The sequence below is a fragment of the Castellaniella sp. genome (assembly GCF_049650445.1).
Classification (GTDB): domain Bacteria; phylum Pseudomonadota; class Gammaproteobacteria; order Burkholderiales; family Burkholderiaceae_B; genus Castellaniella.
Window position 1 is genome coordinate 1 of record NZ_JBASAD010000013.1, and the last position, 15,593, is coordinate 15,593.

General features: G+C 63.2%; 16 protein-coding genes. 9 read left to right on the forward strand and 7 right to left on the reverse strand.

The features are described from left to right. The 5 genes from WA983_RS03745 to WA983_RS03765 form a co-directional block, all read right to left on the reverse strand. A partial coding sequence (locus tag WA983_RS03745; RefSeq protein WP_424311615.1) for a GTP-binding protein occupies positions 1 to 247 on the reverse strand: 247 nt, incomplete at its 3' end. A 63-nt stretch (positions 248 to 310) separates the two neighbouring features. Beyond that, a complete protein-coding gene (gene fusA / locus WA983_RS03750) occupies positions 311 to 2,413 on the reverse strand; it encodes an elongation factor G (RefSeq protein ID WP_424250013.1) in 2,103 nt (700 codons plus the stop codon). A 30-nt stretch (positions 2,414 to 2,443) separates the two neighbouring features. Next, positions 2,444 to 2,914, reverse strand: a complete 471-nt coding sequence (gene rpsG, locus WA983_RS03755) for a 30S ribosomal protein S7 (RefSeq protein ID WP_376813590.1) — start codon at positions 2,912 to 2,914, stop codon at positions 2,444 to 2,446. 134 nt (positions 2,915 to 3,048) lie between these two features. Continuing rightward, entirely contained in the window at positions 3,049 to 3,423 is a 375-nt protein-coding gene (rpsL, locus tag WA983_RS03760; protein WP_376813591.1) for a 30S ribosomal protein S12, read from the reverse strand. A gap of 354 nt (positions 3,424 to 3,777) precedes the next feature. Then, positions 3,778 to 4,677: a DMT family transporter gene (locus tag WA983_RS03765; RefSeq protein WP_424250010.1), complete on the reverse strand. Its 900-nt coding sequence runs from the start codon at positions 4,675 to 4,677 to the stop codon at positions 3,778 to 3,780. A gap of 210 nt (positions 4,678 to 4,887) precedes the next feature. Between WA983_RS03765 and WA983_RS03770 the strand changes: the two genes are divergently transcribed. Genes WA983_RS03770 through WA983_RS03780 form a run of 3 tightly spaced genes read left to right on the forward strand, consistent with a single transcriptional unit; the run spans position 4,888 to position 7,369 of the window. Then, positions 4,888 to 5,601, forward strand: a complete 714-nt coding sequence (locus WA983_RS03770; protein ID WP_424250008.1) for an IclR family transcriptional regulator — start codon at positions 4,888 to 4,890, stop codon at positions 5,599 to 5,601. Beyond that, a complete protein-coding gene (locus WA983_RS03775) occupies positions 5,598 to 6,494 on the forward strand; it encodes a VOC family protein (RefSeq protein WP_424250006.1) in 897 nt (298 codons plus the stop codon). The genes WA983_RS03770 and WA983_RS03775 overlap by 4 nt, the downstream gene beginning before the upstream one ends. After that, on the forward strand, positions 6,491 to 7,369 hold the full coding sequence (locus tag WA983_RS03780; RefSeq protein WP_424311616.1) for a sugar phosphate isomerase/epimerase family protein: 879 nt from the start codon (positions 6,491 to 6,493) through the stop codon (positions 7,367 to 7,369). Before WA983_RS03775 ends, WA983_RS03780 begins: the two co-directional genes overlap by 4 nt. Here WA983_RS03780 and WA983_RS03785 read toward each other — a convergent pair. Further along, positions 7,366 to 8,841: an aldehyde dehydrogenase gene (locus WA983_RS03785; RefSeq protein WP_424251168.1), complete on the reverse strand. Its 1,476-nt coding sequence runs from the start codon at positions 8,839 to 8,841 to the stop codon at positions 7,366 to 7,368. The genes WA983_RS03780 and WA983_RS03785 overlap by 4 nt on opposite strands. Positions 8,842 to 8,898: 57 nt before the next feature. Next, positions 8,899 to 9,957: a Gfo/Idh/MocA family protein gene (locus WA983_RS03790; protein WP_424251166.1), complete on the reverse strand. Its 1,059-nt coding sequence runs from the start codon at positions 9,955 to 9,957 to the stop codon at positions 8,899 to 8,901. Between the two features lie 178 nt (positions 9,958 to 10,135). Here WA983_RS03790 and WA983_RS03795 point away from each other — a divergent pair, with 178 nt between their 5' ends. From WA983_RS03795 to WA983_RS03820, 6 genes are all read left to right on the forward strand, one after another. Further along, positions 10,136 to 11,029, forward strand: coding sequence for a shikimate dehydrogenase (locus WA983_RS03795; protein WP_424251164.1), 894 nt, complete (start codon positions 10,136 to 10,138; stop codon positions 11,027 to 11,029). Between the two features lie 43 nt (positions 11,030 to 11,072). Continuing rightward, entirely contained in the window at positions 11,073 to 11,582 is a 510-nt protein-coding gene (locus WA983_RS03800) for a TRAP transporter small permease (protein WP_424251162.1), read from the forward strand. Then, entirely contained in the window at positions 11,579 to 12,859 is a 1,281-nt protein-coding gene (locus WA983_RS03805) for a TRAP transporter large permease subunit (protein WP_424251160.1), read from the forward strand. Before WA983_RS03800 ends, WA983_RS03805 begins: the two co-directional genes overlap by 4 nt. 25 nt (positions 12,860 to 12,884) lie before the next feature. Next, the gene (locus WA983_RS03810) at positions 12,885 to 13,898 is read left to right on the forward strand and encodes a TRAP transporter substrate-binding protein (RefSeq protein WP_424251158.1); all 1,014 of its coding nucleotides are present in this window, start codon (positions 12,885 to 12,887) and stop codon (positions 13,896 to 13,898) included. Positions 13,899 to 13,971: 73 nt separating this feature from the next. Then, the gene (aroQ, locus tag WA983_RS03815; protein ID WP_424251156.1) at positions 13,972 to 14,421 is read left to right on the forward strand and encodes a type II 3-dehydroquinate dehydratase; all 450 of its coding nucleotides are present in this window, start codon (positions 13,972 to 13,974) and stop codon (positions 14,419 to 14,421) included. 141 nt (positions 14,422 to 14,562) lie between these two features. Then, entirely contained in the window at positions 14,563 to 15,570 is a 1,008-nt protein-coding gene (locus WA983_RS03820; protein ID WP_424251154.1) for a TRAP transporter substrate-binding protein, read from the forward strand. The last annotated feature ends 23 nt before the right edge of the window (positions 15,571 to 15,593 follow it).

Here is a 15,593-nt window from a genome sequence, read left to right on the forward strand (position 1 = left end):
GGCAGTCCACGTGCGCGTAGTGACGGTTGGCCGTCTCGTATTCCACGTGCGAGGTGCTGATGGTGATGCCGCGCGCCTTTTCTTCGGGCGCGTTGTCGATCTGGTCGTAGCCCTTGGCTTCGCCGCCCAGCGCCTTGGCCAGCACCGTCGTGATCGCCGCCGTCAGCGTCGTCTTGCCGTGGTCAACGTGGCCGATCGTACCCACGTTCACGTGCGGTTTGGTCCGTTCAAACTTACCTTTTGCCATGATAGATCCCGTATTTCCTAGGAAATGAAAAGTGGATGCCCGGCCTGTCGGCCGGGCCGTGTATTACTTGCCGCGAGCGGCGATGACTTCGTCGGCGACGTTGCGCGGCGCCTCGGCGTACTGCTTGAATTCCATCGTGTAGGTGGCACGACCCTGAGTCTGCGAACGCAGGCTGGTCGAATACCCGAACATCTCGGCCAGAGGAACTTCGGCCTTGATGATCTTGCCACCGCCCGGGATGTCGTCCATGCCCTGGACCATGCCGCGGCGGGACGACAGGTCGCCCATCACCGTGCCGGCGTAGTCTTCCGGGGTTTCGACTTCGACGTGCATCATCGGCTCGAGCAGGACCGGGTTGGCCTTGCGCATACCGTCCTTGAACGCCATCGAGGCAGCCATGCGGAACGCGTTTTCGTTCGAGTCCACGTCGTGGTACGAGCCGAAGAACAGCGTGACCTTGACGTCCACGACCGGGTAGCCGGCCACCACGCCCGCAGGCAGGGTTTCCTGGATGCCCTTGTCCACCGCCGGGATGAACTCGCGCGGCACCACGCCGCCCTTGATGGCGTCGACGAACTCGTAGCCGCCGCCTGCTTCCAGGGGTTCGAGCTTGAGCACGACGTGACCGTACTGGCCGCGACCGCCGGACTGCTTGACGAACTTGCCTTCGATTTCTTCGCAGGTCTTGCGGATGGTTTCGCGGTAGGCCACCTGGGGCTTGCCGACGTTGGCTTCGACGCTGAATTCACGGCGCATGCGGTCGACCAGCACTTCGAGGTGCAGTTCGCCCATGCCGGAGATGATGGTCTGGCCGGATTCTTCGTCGCTGCGCACGCGGAAAGACGGGTCTTCGGCGGCCAGGCGTTGCAGGGCGATGCCCATCTTTTCCTGGTCGGCCTTGGACTTGGGTTCCACGGCCTGCGAGATCACGGGCTCGGGGAATTCCATCTTTTCCAGCAGGACGTGATCGCCCACGTCGCACAGGGTTTCCCCCGTGGTGACTTCTTTCAGGCCCACGACGGCGGCGATGTCGCCCGCCACCACTTCCTTGATTTCGGCGCGGTTGTTGGCGTGCATCTGCAGAATGCGGCCGATGCGTTCCTTCTTGCCCTTGATCGGGTTGTAGACGGTATCACCGGAAGACAGCACGCCCGAATACACGCGGATGAAGGTCAACTGGCCCACGAACGGGTCGGTCATCAGCTTGAACGCCAGCGCGGACAGCTTTTCCTTGTCATCGGCCTTGCGGGTGACTTCGTTGCCTTCGTCGTCGGTGCCGCGCACCGCCGGGATGTCCACCGGGGAGGGCAGGTAATCGATGACGGCGTCGAGCATGCGCTGCACGCCCTTGTTCTTGAAAGCGGTGCCGCACAGCATGGGCTGGATTTCGCCCGCGATGGTGCGCAGACGGATGCCCTTGTCGATTTCCTGCTCGGTCAGCGAGCCGGTCTCGAGGTACTTGTTCATCAGTTCCTCGTTGGCCTCGGCGGCCGATTCCATCAGCTTCTCATGCCATTCGTTGGCCTGGTCGACCATGTCGGCGGGAATGTCGATGTAATCGAACTTCGTGCCCTGGGAGGCTTCGTCCCAGATGATGCCGCGCATCTTGGTCAGGTCGATGACGCCCTTGAAGTCCTCTTCGGCGCCGATCGGGATGACGATGGGCACGGGGTTGGCCTTCAGGCGCAGACGCAGCTGGTCGTAGACCTTGAAGAAGTTCGCGCCGGTGCGGTCCATCTTGTTGACGAAGGCCAGGCGAGGCACGCCGTACTTGTTGGCCTGACGCCACACGGTTTCGGACTGCGGCTGCACACCACCCACGGCGCAATACACCATGCAGGCACCGTCGAGCACGCGCATGGAACGTTCGACTTCGATGGTGAAGTCGACGTGACCCGGGGTGTCGATGATGTTGACGCGGTGCTCTTCGTACTGGTGCTCCATCCCGCTCCAGAAGGCCGTGGTGGCCGCCGACGTGATGGTGATGCCGCGTTCCTGTTCCTGCTCCATCCAGTCCATGGTGGCGGAGCCTTCATGGGTTTCGCCAATCTTGTGATTGACGCCGGTATAGAACAGGATGCGCTCGGTGGTGGTGGTCTTCCCTGCGTCAATGTGCGCGGAAATACCAATGTTGCGATAGCGCTCGATGGGAGTTTTGCGGGCCATGATGTGTTTCCTGGTGATTGACCGACTGGATTACCAGCGGAAGTGGCTGAAGGCCTTGTTGGCTTCGGCCATCTTGTGGGTGTCTTCGCGCTTCTTCATGGCACCGCCGCGGCCTTCGGCAGCATCCATCAGTTCACCGGCGAGACGCAGGTCCATCGACTTTTCACCGCGCTTCTTAGCGGCTTCGCGCAGCCAGCGCATGGCCAGGGCCAGGCGGCGCACGGGGCGCACTTCGACCGGCACCTGGTAGTTGGCACCACCGACGCGGCGGGATTTGACTTCGACCACCGGCTTGATGTTGTTGATGGCGGTGTTGAAGATCTCGATGGGTTCCTTACCCGTTTTGGCCTGGATCTGGTCCAAGGCGCCGTACACGATGCGTTCCGCCACGGCTTTCTTGCCGGACAGCATGACGACGTTCATGAACTTGGCCAGCTCGACACTGCCAAATTTGGGATCGGGGAGGATTTCACGTTTCGGTACTTCGCGACGACGAGGCATTTCAATTTCCTTGTGACGATTCAGTTGAGCCGCTGGGCGGCCTCGGCTTCCATTCGGAGAGCCACTTACGTGCCACAGCGCCATAGCTGCTGCGGCTGCACGGCCGATCTAAAGCGATCGGGGTACTGCGGGAATTACTTCTTGGGGCGCTTGGCACCGTACTTGGAACGGGACTGCTTGCGATCCTTGACGCCTTGCAGGTCCAGAGAACCGCGGACGATGTGGTAGCGCACACCCGGCAAGTCCTTCACACGGCCGCCGCGCACCAGAACCACCGAGTGTTCCTGGAGGTTGTGGCCTTCGCCGCCGATGTAGGAGATGACCTCGTAGCCGTTGGTCAGGCGCACTTTGGCGACCTTACGCAGGGCGGAGTTCGGCTTCTTCGGGGTGGTGGTGTAGACACGGGTGCAGACGCCGCGACGCTGGGGGCAATTATCCAGCGCCGGGCTCTTGCTGCTCTCGCGACTGACTTGGCGCGGTTTGCGCAGCAGTTGAGCAATGGTAGGCATGACCTTTACGCATCCTTTGTACTTGCGTACGTTTACGTCGATATCCAAAGTGCCCGGGCTTGCTTGGCCGCGCAGGACGCGGCGGGGGCATTTTCAGGCGATGTGCGCAAAATCCGCCTGAAACGAATGACGTAAAGAGCGGGTCTTGCACAAGGGGCTTGCTCATTGAAACCGTAGGTTTTCAGTTTAAAAACCGGGGGTTTTCAATGGGTCTTCAATACGGACCGGGGTGTCATAAACCAGGCACAAGACCGGCGGCGCATACCGCGACCAGATGCCATTAACCCAGCAAGCCAGGAAGTTTAGCACGATTTGTTTTGGCGGAGCAAAGAGTTATTGCGTTTCAACGTGCTTTCAGCGCGGGCCTTTCGGCAGCATTCCGGCCACGCGGCGCAGCAGCGGCGCGAAGGACAGCAGCAAGCCGCCCGCAGCGATGATCAGCATTCCCAGCCGGCTCACGGAGTCCGGCACGGACGAAAAGGCCAGCCAGCCCAGCAGCGTCGCCCAGAAAATCTGGGTGTAGCTATACGGTCCCAAGGAGCCGGCCGGCGCGTACATCAGGGCCTGGGTCATCAGCAAATGCCCCAGCGCGGCCACCGTACCCAGGCCGATCAGCAGCAGCAGATCGAACCAGAGCATGGGTTCCCAGGCCATGGTGCCCCAGGGCGTCAGCACCAGCGCGCCGATCAGGCCGGTGTACAGATTACTGGTGGCGGGATGCTCGGAACTGCGTGAGAACCGCGTGACGATCTGGTAGCAGGCATTGCAGATGGCCGTGCCGATGGGAAACAGAATGGCCCAGGTCAGCAAGCCCCCGCCCGGCCGGGCGATGATCAGCACCCCCGCAAAGCCGCATGCCACGGCGGCCCAGTCCAGGCGACGGGCTTTTTCCTTCAGCACCAGCCCGGACAGCAGGGTGATGAGTACCGGCGCGATGAACACGATGGCGGTGGTCTCCGCCAGAGGCAGGCGTGCCAGGGCGTTGACCACCAGCATGCTGCCGCAGCACAGGCACAGGCCGCGAAACAACTGCACGCCATAGTGGCGGGTGCGGAACAGGTTGCGCCCCATGCGTGGCTGAAAGATCAGAAAGACAGCCAGCGCCTGCGCCGTGTAGCGCACCCAGACGAGCTGAATCACGGGATAGTCGGCCGTCAGGTATTTGGTACCCGTGTCCAGGACGGCAAAGAACAGACAGGCCGCGCACATGAGCAGCGGCCCCAACCAGACCCGGGTGGGACGATTCGCATCCATGGCGTCAAACCGGTCGAATCGGACTCTTGGAGGAACACGCGCCTGGAAGGGTCAAACAGTCAGTCATATGATGTTCCAAGAAAGCGTAAGAATAAATCATTACGGCGCTCATCGGTACTGATTCGGACGCGACAGGACCGAAAAATAGAACCGTATCGGTTATCATAGGTTCATGATCGAACTCCCCCTCTTGTGAGAAGGCCGCCACCTATGACTCGTGAAGGCGTCGCCGCGGTAGACCGCGCACTGACCATCCTGGACGTATTCATCGACGGGGGAGACAGCCTCACCCTCACGGACATTTCAAAGCGGGCGGGGTTCTATAAAAGCACGACGCTGCGGCTGGCCGAATCCCTGGAAAAATTCGGTTATCTCCGCCGCCTCGAGGATGGCACCTACCGCCTCGGCCCCAAGCCGCTATATCTCGGTTCGCTCTACCAGAAGCACTTTCGCAGCGCCGACATCGTCATCCCCGTGCTGCGCAAGATCGTGGACGAACTCCAGGAAGGCGCCTCCTTTTTCATCAAGGACCACGACGCCCGGATCTGCCTGCACCGGGTCGATGCGCCACGCTCCGTGCGCGACTCCGTCCACGAAGGCGATGCGCTGCCCCTGAACGTGGGCGCATCGGGCCACGTCATGCGTGCCTTCGCCCAGGAGGCAGGCGAGAAATATGACGACATACGACGATCCTTCTACGCGATCTCTCTAGGCGAGCGGGACCCGGAAATCGGTGCCGTGGCCTGTCCCGTCTTCGGCATCGGCCAGCAACTGACCGGCGTGGTGTCCATCTCCGGCCCCAAATACCGCTTCAGCGACGAAAAGATCGCTCAAGTCATCCCGACCCTCAAACGCTACGCGGCCGAACTCACCGACGCCCTGGGCGGGCACTGGCCCGACGGCGACACCGGTGCCACGTCATGAATGCCGAAGCAAGCGAGTTCGGCGGTCCGCCGCCCTCGATCCGAGGCATCGAGTTCATCGAATTCGCCTCCACCCGCCCCGAAGAACTGGGCGCCATCCTGAACCGGATCGGGTTTCGCCTGCTGGCCCGGCACTGCTCTCGCCAGGTGCTCCTGTACCGCCAGGGCACCATGAACATCATCGTCAACTCCGACCCCGCCACCCTGGAAAGCATGGCGCGCGAGGGCGAAGACCACCAGATCAGCGCGATTGCGTTCCAGGTGGACCACGCCGGCCAGGCCTACGACCGCAGCATGGCGTGGGGCGCCTGGCCCATCCCCACCCGGGCGAGCGCCATGGAACTGAACATCCCCGGCATCCACGGGGTGGGCGACACGGTCATCTATCTCGTCGATCACCTGCGTCCCTTCTCCATCTACGACATCGATTTCATCTACCTGAGCGAACAGCGGGACGTGGAACCCATCGTCCCGGACCTGCACTTCTTCGGCCTGGTGCAATACATCAACCTCGGGCGCAGCGCCCAATGGACTGATTTCTATGCCCAGCTGTTCGGCTTCAAGGCCCTGCCCCCGGAAACCCATTTAGGCATCCTGCCCCGTGGCACCATCCTCGCCAGCCCCTGTGAACGGTTCTATCTGCAGCTCGTCGAACCGGTCGGCGATGCCCTGTACGACACGGAATGGAACGAGCAATTCGCGCGGCTGGCCTTCGGGACGCCGGACGTGCTGGGAACGGTCCGGGCCATGGCGGCGCAAGGGGTGCCTTTCCAGGACAACGCCTTCGTCCATCCGGACAGCCACGGCGCCATCACCGCGGCCATGTCCTACGACGTGACGTTCGAACTGGTGCGCCACGTCGAATCCGCCCCGGCTGCGGACACCGCCCCATGACCCAGGAGCGCTTCGGCATCGACCTGGCCTGCATGGCCGGTTCCCTCGAAGAACGCCTGCGCGCCGCAGAGGCGGCCGGCTTCTCCCAGGTCATGCTGTGGGCCAGAGACCTGGTCAACCATCCGGACGGCTACGAGAACGCCGTCCGGATGGTGCGCGAAAGCGGCCTGGAAATCGCCGGTCTGCAGTTGATGCGCGACTACGAGGGCATGAACGGTCCGGCGCACCGACACAAGCTCGACGTCGCCAAGGCCTTGCTGGAGATCTGCGTCGACGTGGGCGCGCCGATGCTGATCGTGTCCGCCTCGGCGGCGATGCCCCGCCAGTGCGAGCCGGACCGCGCCGAGGCCGATCTGCGCAAATTGGCCAATCTGGCCGTGCCCACGGGCGTGCGGATCGGCTTCAAGGCGATTCCCTGGAGCCATACCAGTGCGGACATCCGCAGCGCCTGGGATCTGGTGGGCCGCACCAATCATGCCAACCTCGGTCTCGTGCTGGATACGTTCCATTTCATCGCCGAAGGCCAATCCTTCGAGATTCTGGACGAGATCCCGCCGGACAAGATCGTGCTGGTTCAACTCGCCGACTTCGGTGTCCCGGCCTTCCAGGAACATCGACGGCATGACGCCGACCACACGCGGGTGTTCCCGGGAGACGGCATGCTGAGCAGTCAGGTCGCCGCCCTCGTCCGACGCCTGGACGGCATGGACTACGCGGGCGGCTACAGCCTGCTGGTCTTCAACAAGGACTATCGGCAGTTGCCGGCCCACGTCGTGGCGCGCCTGGGCATCCGCTCGATTGCCTGGATCAACGACCAGGCCCTGCGCCGCCGCCTGCCGCTGCGGCAGGCGAGGACCGGCCAGGTTCCCTCTTAGCGCCGGATGAACGGATTCGGCACGTCCAGATCCGTGGACACCCAGACGCTCTTGGTATCCAGATATTCATGGATGGCGTCCGAGCCTGACTCGCGCCCGATGCCCGATCGCTTGTAGCCGCCGAACGGCGTCGTGAAACTGGTGGCACGGTAATTGTTGACCCAGACCGTGCCGGCCTTCAGGCGTTCCGTCACGTACAGCGCGCGATGCAGGCTGCGCGTCCAGACCGCCCCGGCCAGACCATAGAGGATGTCGTTGCCGATGCGGATGGCATCGGCCTCGTCCTTGAAGGGAATGATGCACAGCACCGGACCGAAGACTTCTTCCTGTGCGATCCGCATGCGGTTGTCCACGCCGGTGAAGATCGTGGGCTCGATGAACTGGCCCGCACCCAGGTCGGCGCGCGCCTTGCCGCCCAGCACGCATTGGGCGCCCTCGTCACGGGCGATGCGGATGTAGTCGAGAATCTTCTCGAACTGCGGCCGGGTCGAAATCGGCCCGATCTGCGTGTCGGGCTGGGTCGGATCGCCCAGCTTGGCCTTGCCGACGAAATCGACCAGGCGCCGGATCAGTTCATCGTGGATGCCTTCCTGCACCAGCACGCGCGAACCGGCCTGGCAGCTCTGGCCGGAGGCGGCGAAAATCCCCGACACGACGCCCTTGACGGCCTGGTCCAGATCGGCATCGTCGAAGATGATGTTGGGCGACTTGCCACCCAGTTCCAGGGTGACGGTCTTGAGGTTGCGCGCGGCGGCTTCGTAGATGCGCTTGCCGGCCAGTTCGCCGCCGGTGAAGCCGATGTGGGCCACGTCGGGGTGGGATACCAGCGGTTCGCCGACCTCGGCGCCGAAACCCGTGACGACGTTGACGACGCCTGGCGGAAAACCCGCCTGCTCGAACAGCGCGGCGAACTCCACCATCGAGGCCGAAGTGAATTCCGAGGGTTTGACCACCGCCGTGCAACCGGCCGCCAGCGCCGGCGCCAGCTTCCAGCTGGTCAGGGTCAGGGGAGAGTTCCAGGGCGTGATGATCGCCACCACCCCCTTGGCTTCGTAGCGGGTGAAGGTGAACACCCCGGTCTTGTCCGTGGGGATGACCTTGCTCTCGACCTTGTCGGCCAGGCCGGCGTAGTAATGGAAATATTCGCCCATGTAACGCACCTGGGCCACCACCTCGGAGGACAGTTTGCCGTTGTCGCGCTGCTCGATGTCCGCCAGACGCGGGGCGTGCTCGATGATGAGATCCGCCAGCCGGCGCAGCAACTGGCCGCGACGCGTGGCGGTCAGGCTGCCCCACGGCCCTTCGAAGGCTGCCTTGGCCGCCGCCACCGCAGCGTTCACGTCCGCCGCATTGCCTCGGGCGATGCGCGCCCAGGCCTCGCCCGAATACGGATTTTCGGTGTCGAAATAGTCCCCGGAAGCAGGCGGCACGCTGGCGCCGTTGATGAAATGATCGTATTTAGGCTGTGTCATGATGGTTTCAAACTCTTGGAATCGGATGAAAGGAATGGCGTGCGGAACGCCCGGCTGTCAGGCGGGCAGCGGGACGCGCACGCTGCGGCCTTCGCGGGCAGCCTCGCGAATGGCTTCCACCACTCGCAGGTTCTGCACGCCGTCGCGCACACTGACCAGCGGTTGCGCCTCGCCCCGGATGACGGCGGAAAAATGTTCGATCTGCTCGGCCAGCGGGTCCTTGCGGTGCAAATCCAGCATGTCCGTCTGGAACGGTTTCCACCACGAGCGATCCGCCTGGCTGGCATACGAGCGCAGGCGCATCGTGGGAACGGCCAGCGAACCCATCGTGCCCGCCAGGATGTAGCAATCCTCGTCGGGATAGGTGCTGTAGGCCTTGTTTTCCTGCGAGGTCTGTTCCCAGCTGCGCGGCGAAGCCGCCGTGTCCGAGAGCAGAAAGGTCCCGAGGGCTCCGCTGTCGAAGCGCAGGCTGATCGCTGCGGTGTCCTCGACCTCGAAGCCGCGCGTGGCATTCGAGACCACCGCCTGAACCTCGGTGATCTCGCCGCAAAGGGACCGCAGATTATCGATTTCATGGATCATGTTCACCAGAATGGGCCCGCCGCCCGGCTGGCGCCGCCACGGGGCCTCGGTGAAATAGTCATCCGGCTTGCAGAACAGGGCCGTACCCGTCACGGCGACGAGGCGGCCCAGGCGGCCGCTGCGCACGGTTTCGCGGGCCAGCGCCATGATGGGGCTGTGCGCGCGGTGGTGGCCCACCAGAAACGGCACCCGGCCGCCCTCGACGGCCGCAATCAGGCGTTCGCCCGCCTCGAGCGTGTGGGCAACCGGCTTTTCTATCAGTGCCGGGACCCCGGCGGCCAGGCATTCGAGCGCCTGGTCGACGTGCATGGCATTGGGTGTGCCGATGATGATGCCATCGGGACGGGCCGTGGCCAATAGCTGGGCCAGCGTCTGGAAATAGGCCACCCCGGCCTCGTCGGCCACCGCGCGCGCCCCGGGAGCCGGGTCGACGATCGCGGAAAGCACGCAGGATTCGCTGGCCTGGATGCGCAGCATGTGCTGCCGCCCGATGAGTCCGGCACCCAGCACGGCGATTTTGAGGCGAGTCGTCATGATGAGGCCCTTTCCCTTCGCGCAATCAAAAGTTCTTCCCTGCAGAATCTTATTCTGCTCCATAGAATAATTCAAGCCCGGAAAAATCCCTAGGGCAATTTCATTGACGCTGGCGCGCGCTCACTCCTATAGTGCGCGGTATGTACCAGATGGTACATAGGCACTCAACGGAACCCTCATGCGACCGGATCATGAAACCCCCGCCCTGCTGCTCGGCCTGATTGGCGAAGGCATCGGCGAATCACTCAGCCCCACCCTGTATGAAAGCGAAGCCGCCCACCGCGGCATTCTGTGCATCTACCAGCGCATCGATCTCGACGAACTGAAGCTCGGCCCTGATCACCTGCCTGAATTGCTGACGGCGGCCGAGCGCCTCGGCTTCGCGGGCCTGAACATCACCCACCCCTGCAAGCAGGCGGTCATTCCCCATCTGCACGAACTCTCGGACGAGGCGCGCGCGATCGGCGCCGTCAACACCGTGGTGCTGCGCAACGGCCAGCGCATCGGCCACAACACCGACCATTACGGGTTTTCGCAAAATATGCGCGAACACCTCGGGGCACGCGAACTGGGCCGCGTCGTCCAGCTCGGCGCCGGCGGCGCCGGGGTCGCAGTCGCCGACGCGCTCCTGCGTCTGGGCGCACACAGCCTGACCCTGTTCGACTCGGCGCCCGAACGCGCCGAGACGCTGGCGCAAACCCTGCAATCCCGCTTCCCGCAGGCGCAGGTACGCGCGGGCCACAGCCTGGCCGACGCCATGCGCGAGGCCGACGGCCTGGTCAACGCCACGCCGGTGGGCATGCGCAAGCATCCGGGCACACCGCTGCCGCCCGAGCTGCTGGAGTCGCGTCACTGGTTCTCGGAAATCATCTATTTCCCGCTGGAAACGGAACTGCTGCGCATTGCACGGCAAAAGGGCTGCCATACGGTCGACGGCCTGGGCATGGTCGTGCACCAGGCGGCCCGGGCGTTCGAACTCTATACCGGAGGGCTGCCGGCCGATGCGCGCCGCATGGCCGCCCACGTCACCGAAACGCTGAACCGGCGCGCCGAGGCCTCGCACGTCGTCTAGGATCACCCCAACCGGACTGGCTACCCACTCTAGGGAGACCCCATTGAACAAGTTTCTTGATATCTACATGAGAGGCCTGGAGATCCTCATCGCCGCCCTGCTGGTGGTGATGGTCGTCCTGGTCTTCGGCAACGTCGTGCTGCGCTACGGCTTCAATTCGGGCATTCTCGTTTCCGAAGAAATGTCCCGTTCGCTGTTCATCTGGGTCACGTTCCTGGGCAGCATCATCGCCCTGCGCGAAAACGCCCACCTGGGCTCAAACTTCATCATCAAACACTTCGGATCACGTGCCAAGCGATCCGCCCTGGTCGCGGGGCGTGTCATCATGCTCTACATCTGCTGGCTGATCTTCACGGGCGCGCTGACGCAGACCCGGATCAATGCGGACGTCGCCGCTCCGATCACCGGCATGTCCATGGGCATCTTCTATGCCAGCGGCATCGTGTTCAGCGTTTCAGCCGCGCTGATCCTGCTGGGCGACATCTTCAGGCTCTCGACCTGCCCGCGCGAGGCGATCGACACATTCCTCGACGAATCCGGAGAGCACGCATGATTCTCACGACTTTTCTCGTCGCCCTGCTGGGCGCGATGGCCATCGGCATTCCCATCGCCTTCGCGCTGCTGATTTCCGGCGCCGCGCTGATGTGGCAACTGGACATGTTCGATGCCCAGATCCTGGCACAAAACCTGATCAACGGGGCCAACAGCTTCCCCCTGCTGGCGGTGCCTTTCTTCATGCTGGCGGGCGAAATCATGAACGTGGGCGGCCTGTCGCGGCGCATCGTGGATTTCGCCATGGCGCTGGTGGGCCACGTCAGGGGAGGCCTGGGCTACGTGACCATCATCACGGCCGTCCTGATGGCGGCGCTGTCAGGGTCCGCCGTCGCGGACGCGGCCGCCATGACCGCCCTGCTGCTGCCCATGATGACGGCGGCGGGCCACGACAGGGCGCGCTCTGCGGGCCTGATCGCCTCGGCCGGGATCATCGCGCCCATCATCCCGCCCAGCATCGGCTTCATCATCTTCGGCGTGGCCGCCAACGTATCGATCTCCAAGCTGTTCATGGCCGGCATCTTCCCGGGGATCATGCTGGGCGCGGCGCTGTGGTTCACATGGCGCTACCTGGTGCGCCGCGAAACGCTCAACGAACCGCCTCCCCGCAAATCGCGCGCCGAGATCATGAAGGTCGCTCGCGAGGCCGCCTGGGCCATCGGCATGCCGGTGATCATCATCGTCGGCCTGCGCTTCGGGGTCTTCACCCCGACCGAAGCTGCAGTCGTGGCGGCGGTGTATGCCCTGTTCGTGTCGTTCGTGATTTATCGCGAAATGACGCTGCGTCAGCTCTACCAGGCATTCGTCACCTCGGCCAAGGTGACCGCCGTCATCATGCTGCTGGTGGCGGCCGCCATGGTCAGCGCCTGGCTGATCACCGTCGCCGGGCTGCCCGACCAGATCGTGGGCCTGCTGGATCCGTTCCTGGATCAACCCAAGCTGCTGATCGTGATCTGCATGGTGCTCATCATTCTGGTGGGTACGTCCATGGACATGACGCCCACCATTCTGATCCTGACGCCCGTGCTGATGCCCGCCATCAAGGCAGCGGGCATCGACCCGGTGTACTTCGGCGTGCTGTTCATGATCAATACGGCCATCGGCCTGATCACCCCTCCGGTGGGCACCGTCCTGAATACCGTGGCGGGCGTGGGGCGCATCAGCATGGACGAAGTCGTCAAAGGCGTATGGCCATTCATGCTGGCCCAGCTCACCGTGCTGGCCCTGCTCGTTCTTTTCCCCGATCTCGTGCTCGTTCCCGCGAGTTGGTTCTACTGATCCCTCCACAACCCAAGGAGTCACCATGAAACGTCTCATCCTTTCCTCACTGCTGGCCATGGGCCTCGGCCTGGCATCCCTGAGCGTCAGCCACGCGGCCGACATCCGCGAACATTCCATCAAGTTCGCCTCGCAGAACAACAAGGGCCATCCCCAGGTCATGGGCATGCAGAAATTCGCCGACCTGGTGGCCCAGAAGTCCGGCAACAAGATCCGCGTGCGGCTGTTCCCCGGCGGCGTGCTGGGTGGCGACCTGGAAACCGTGTCGTCCCTGCAGGGCGGCACCATCGAAATGACCGTGCTGAACTCCGGCATCCTGCAGGCACAGATCAAGGACTTCGCCGCCTTCGACTTCCCCTTCCTGTTCAACAATGACAAGGAAGTCGATGCCCTGGTGGACGGCCCCTTCGGCCAGACGCTGCACAAGAAGCTGCAGGACAAGGGCCTGGTGGGCCTGGCGTACTTCGACCTGGGCTTTCGCAACATCACCAACGGCAAGCACGCGATCAACAAACCCGAAGACATCGCCGGCCTGAAGCTGCGCGTGATCCAGTCGCCGATCTATGTGGACGTGTTCAAGGCGCTGGGCGCCAACCCCACGCCCCTGGCCTGGCCCGAGGTCTACAACGCGCTGGAGCAGGGCGCCGTCGACGGTCAGGAAAACCCGTTCACGGTCATCCTGAACGCCAAGCTCGACGAAGTGCAGAAACACCTGGCCATCACGCGCCACATCTACAACCCCCAGTCCGTCATCATCAGCAAGAAGTTCTGGGACTCGCTCAATCCGGATGAGCAGAAGCTGATCCAGGAAGCCGCCGACGAAGCCGCCGCCTACCAGCGCAAGGTGTCCCGCGACGCCGCCCTCACGGCGCTTGAAACCCTGAAGAAGCACGGCATGCAGGTCACGGAACTGTCGCCTGCTGACCTGGACAAGATGCGCGAGATGGTCAAGCCGGTGGTCGAAAAATATACTCAGGAAGTCGGCGAAGACACCATCAAGTCGATGTACGCGGAAATCGACAAGATCCGCAAACCGTAATCGCGTCCGGCGCGGGTCCCCCACGACCCGCGCCGGGGCGTCGATCCAGACCACGTAATACAGGAAACGTCGTATGAAAATCCTCATGCTGCATGGCATCAACCACAATATGTTCGGCAAGCGCGACCCCAAGCAATACGGGACGATCACGCTGGAACAGATCGACGCGCAACTGGCCGGCCTGGCCAAGGAACTGGGCGTCACGATCGACAGCTACCAGACCAACTGCGAAGGCGCGATGTGTGAACGGATCCACCAGGCCTACCAGGACGGCGTGGACGCCGTCCTGATCAACGCCGGCGCCTGGACGCACTACAGCTATGGTCTGCGCGACGCGCTGGCGATCCTGACCGTGCCCATCGTCGAACTGCACATGTCCAACATCCATGCCCGCGAGGAATTCCGCCACAAGTCGGTCTTCGCGGAAATCGCCCTGGGCCAGATCTGCGGCTTCGGCGTGGACAGCTACCTGCTGGCCCTGCGCGCCGCCGTGTCGGCGGCCAAGGCCCGGCAAGCAGGCTGATCCGCAGCACGCGTCACGCCGCACACATCACTGAACGCGCCGGGCGCACGACTTGCCACGGTGAACGAGGAACGAAGGCGGATGAGTCTCCCTCATCCCCCTCCTCGGAGAGGATCACCCCATGACAGGAGACAAAACCCCATGAAAAAACTGCTCACCCTCACGCTGATCGGCGCCTGCGCTGCATTCCTGGCCAGCGCGCCGGCACAGGCCGACACGCCGGTGCGCACGATCAAATTCGGCCATCTGAACAACACCGACCACCCCGTCAGCTTCGGGGCCCAGAAATTCGCCAAGCTGCTGGAAGAAAAAAGCGGCGGCAAACTCAAGGTCAAGGAATTCCCGGCCTCCACCCTGGGCAGCGAACTGCAGCAGCAGTCGGCCCTGCAAGGCGGCGTCCAGGAAATGTCCGCCCCCGCAACCACGTCCGTGGCCGGGATCGTCAAGGAGTTCGGCCTGGTCGACTTCCCCTTCTCCGTCTCCTCGTTCGAGGAGGCCGATGCGCTGCTCGATGGCCCATTCGGACAGGCACTGATCGACAAGCTGCCGGAAAAAGGGCTGGTCGCGCTCGGATACTGGGACCTGGGCTTTCGCAACGTCACCAACAGCAAGCACCCGGTCACCAAGACCGAAGACCTCGCGGGCCTCAAGATCCGCGTGATTCCGAATCCGGTGTTCCTCAAGACGTTCGAAGCGCTGGGCGCCAATCCGCTGCCCCTGACGTTCGGCGAACTGTACAACGCCATGGAATCCAAGGCGGTGGACGGCCAGGAGAATCCGTTCTCGGTCATTCTGTCGAACAAGATGTACGAGGTCCAGAAATACGTCAGCGCGACCAACCACGTCTACGCGGCCAACATTGTCCTGGTCAGCAAGAAGTTCTGGGACACGCTGTCCCCGCAGGAACAGCAGTGGATGCGTGAAACGGCGGATGAAACACGCGCCTACCAACGCAAGGTCAGCCGCGAAGTCGCGCAAAAGGCGGTCGACCAGCTCAAGGCTCACGGCATGGCGTACAACGATGTGGCGCCCGAAGAGCGCCTGCGCATGCGCAACACGGCCCAACCCGTGCTCGACCAGTTCACTGCCGAGTACGACCCGGCCATCGTGAAGCTGTACAAGGACGAACTGGCACGCATCCAGAAATAGCGCGGACTGCGCGAACCCTTAGG

What these genes read in the sequence shown, in the direction of transcription:
- WA983_RS03780 (WP_424311616.1), top strand. Translation starts at nt 6,491, where the DNA reads ATGACCCAGGAGCGCTTCGGCATCGACCTGGCCTGCATGGCCGGTTCC.
- WA983_RS03820 (WP_424251154.1), top strand. Translation starts at nt 14,563, where the DNA reads ATGAAAAAACTGCTCACCCTCACGCTGATCGGCGCCTGCGCTGCATTC.
- WA983_RS03770 (WP_424250008.1), top strand. Translation starts at nt 4,888, where the DNA reads ATGACTCGTGAAGGCGTCGCCGCGGTAGACCGCGCACTGACCATCCTG.
- WA983_RS03790 (WP_424251166.1), bottom strand. Translation starts at nt 9,957, where the DNA reads ATGACGACTCGCCTCAAAATCGCCGTGCTGGGTGCCGGACTCATCGGG.
- WA983_RS03785 (WP_424251168.1), bottom strand. Translation starts at nt 8,841, where the DNA reads ATGACACAGCCTAAATACGATCATTTCATCAACGGCGCCAGCGTGCCG.
- WA983_RS03810 (WP_424251158.1), top strand. Translation starts at nt 12,885, where the DNA reads ATGAAACGTCTCATCCTTTCCTCACTGCTGGCCATGGGCCTCGGCCTG.
- rpsL (WP_376813591.1), bottom strand. Translation starts at nt 3,423, where the DNA reads ATGCCTACCATTGCTCAACTGCTGCGCAAACCGCGCCAAGTCAGTCGC.
- rpsG (WP_376813590.1), bottom strand. Translation starts at nt 2,914, where the DNA reads ATGCCTCGTCGTCGCGAAGTACCGAAACGTGAAATCCTCCCCGATCCC.
- WA983_RS03805 (WP_424251160.1), top strand. Translation starts at nt 11,579, where the DNA reads ATGATTCTCACGACTTTTCTCGTCGCCCTGCTGGGCGCGATGGCCATC.
- WA983_RS03775 (WP_424250006.1), top strand. Translation starts at nt 5,598, where the DNA reads ATGAATGCCGAAGCAAGCGAGTTCGGCGGTCCGCCGCCCTCGATCCGA.
- WA983_RS03795 (WP_424251164.1), top strand. Translation starts at nt 10,136, where the DNA reads ATGCGACCGGATCATGAAACCCCCGCCCTGCTGCTCGGCCTGATTGGC.
- aroQ (WP_424251156.1), top strand. Translation starts at nt 13,972, where the DNA reads ATGAAAATCCTCATGCTGCATGGCATCAACCACAATATGTTCGGCAAG.
- WA983_RS03765 (WP_424250010.1), bottom strand. Translation starts at nt 4,677, where the DNA reads ATGGATGCGAATCGTCCCACCCGGGTCTGGTTGGGGCCGCTGCTCATG.
- fusA (WP_424250013.1), bottom strand. Translation starts at nt 2,413, where the DNA reads ATGGCCCGCAAAACTCCCATCGAGCGCTATCGCAACATTGGTATTTCC.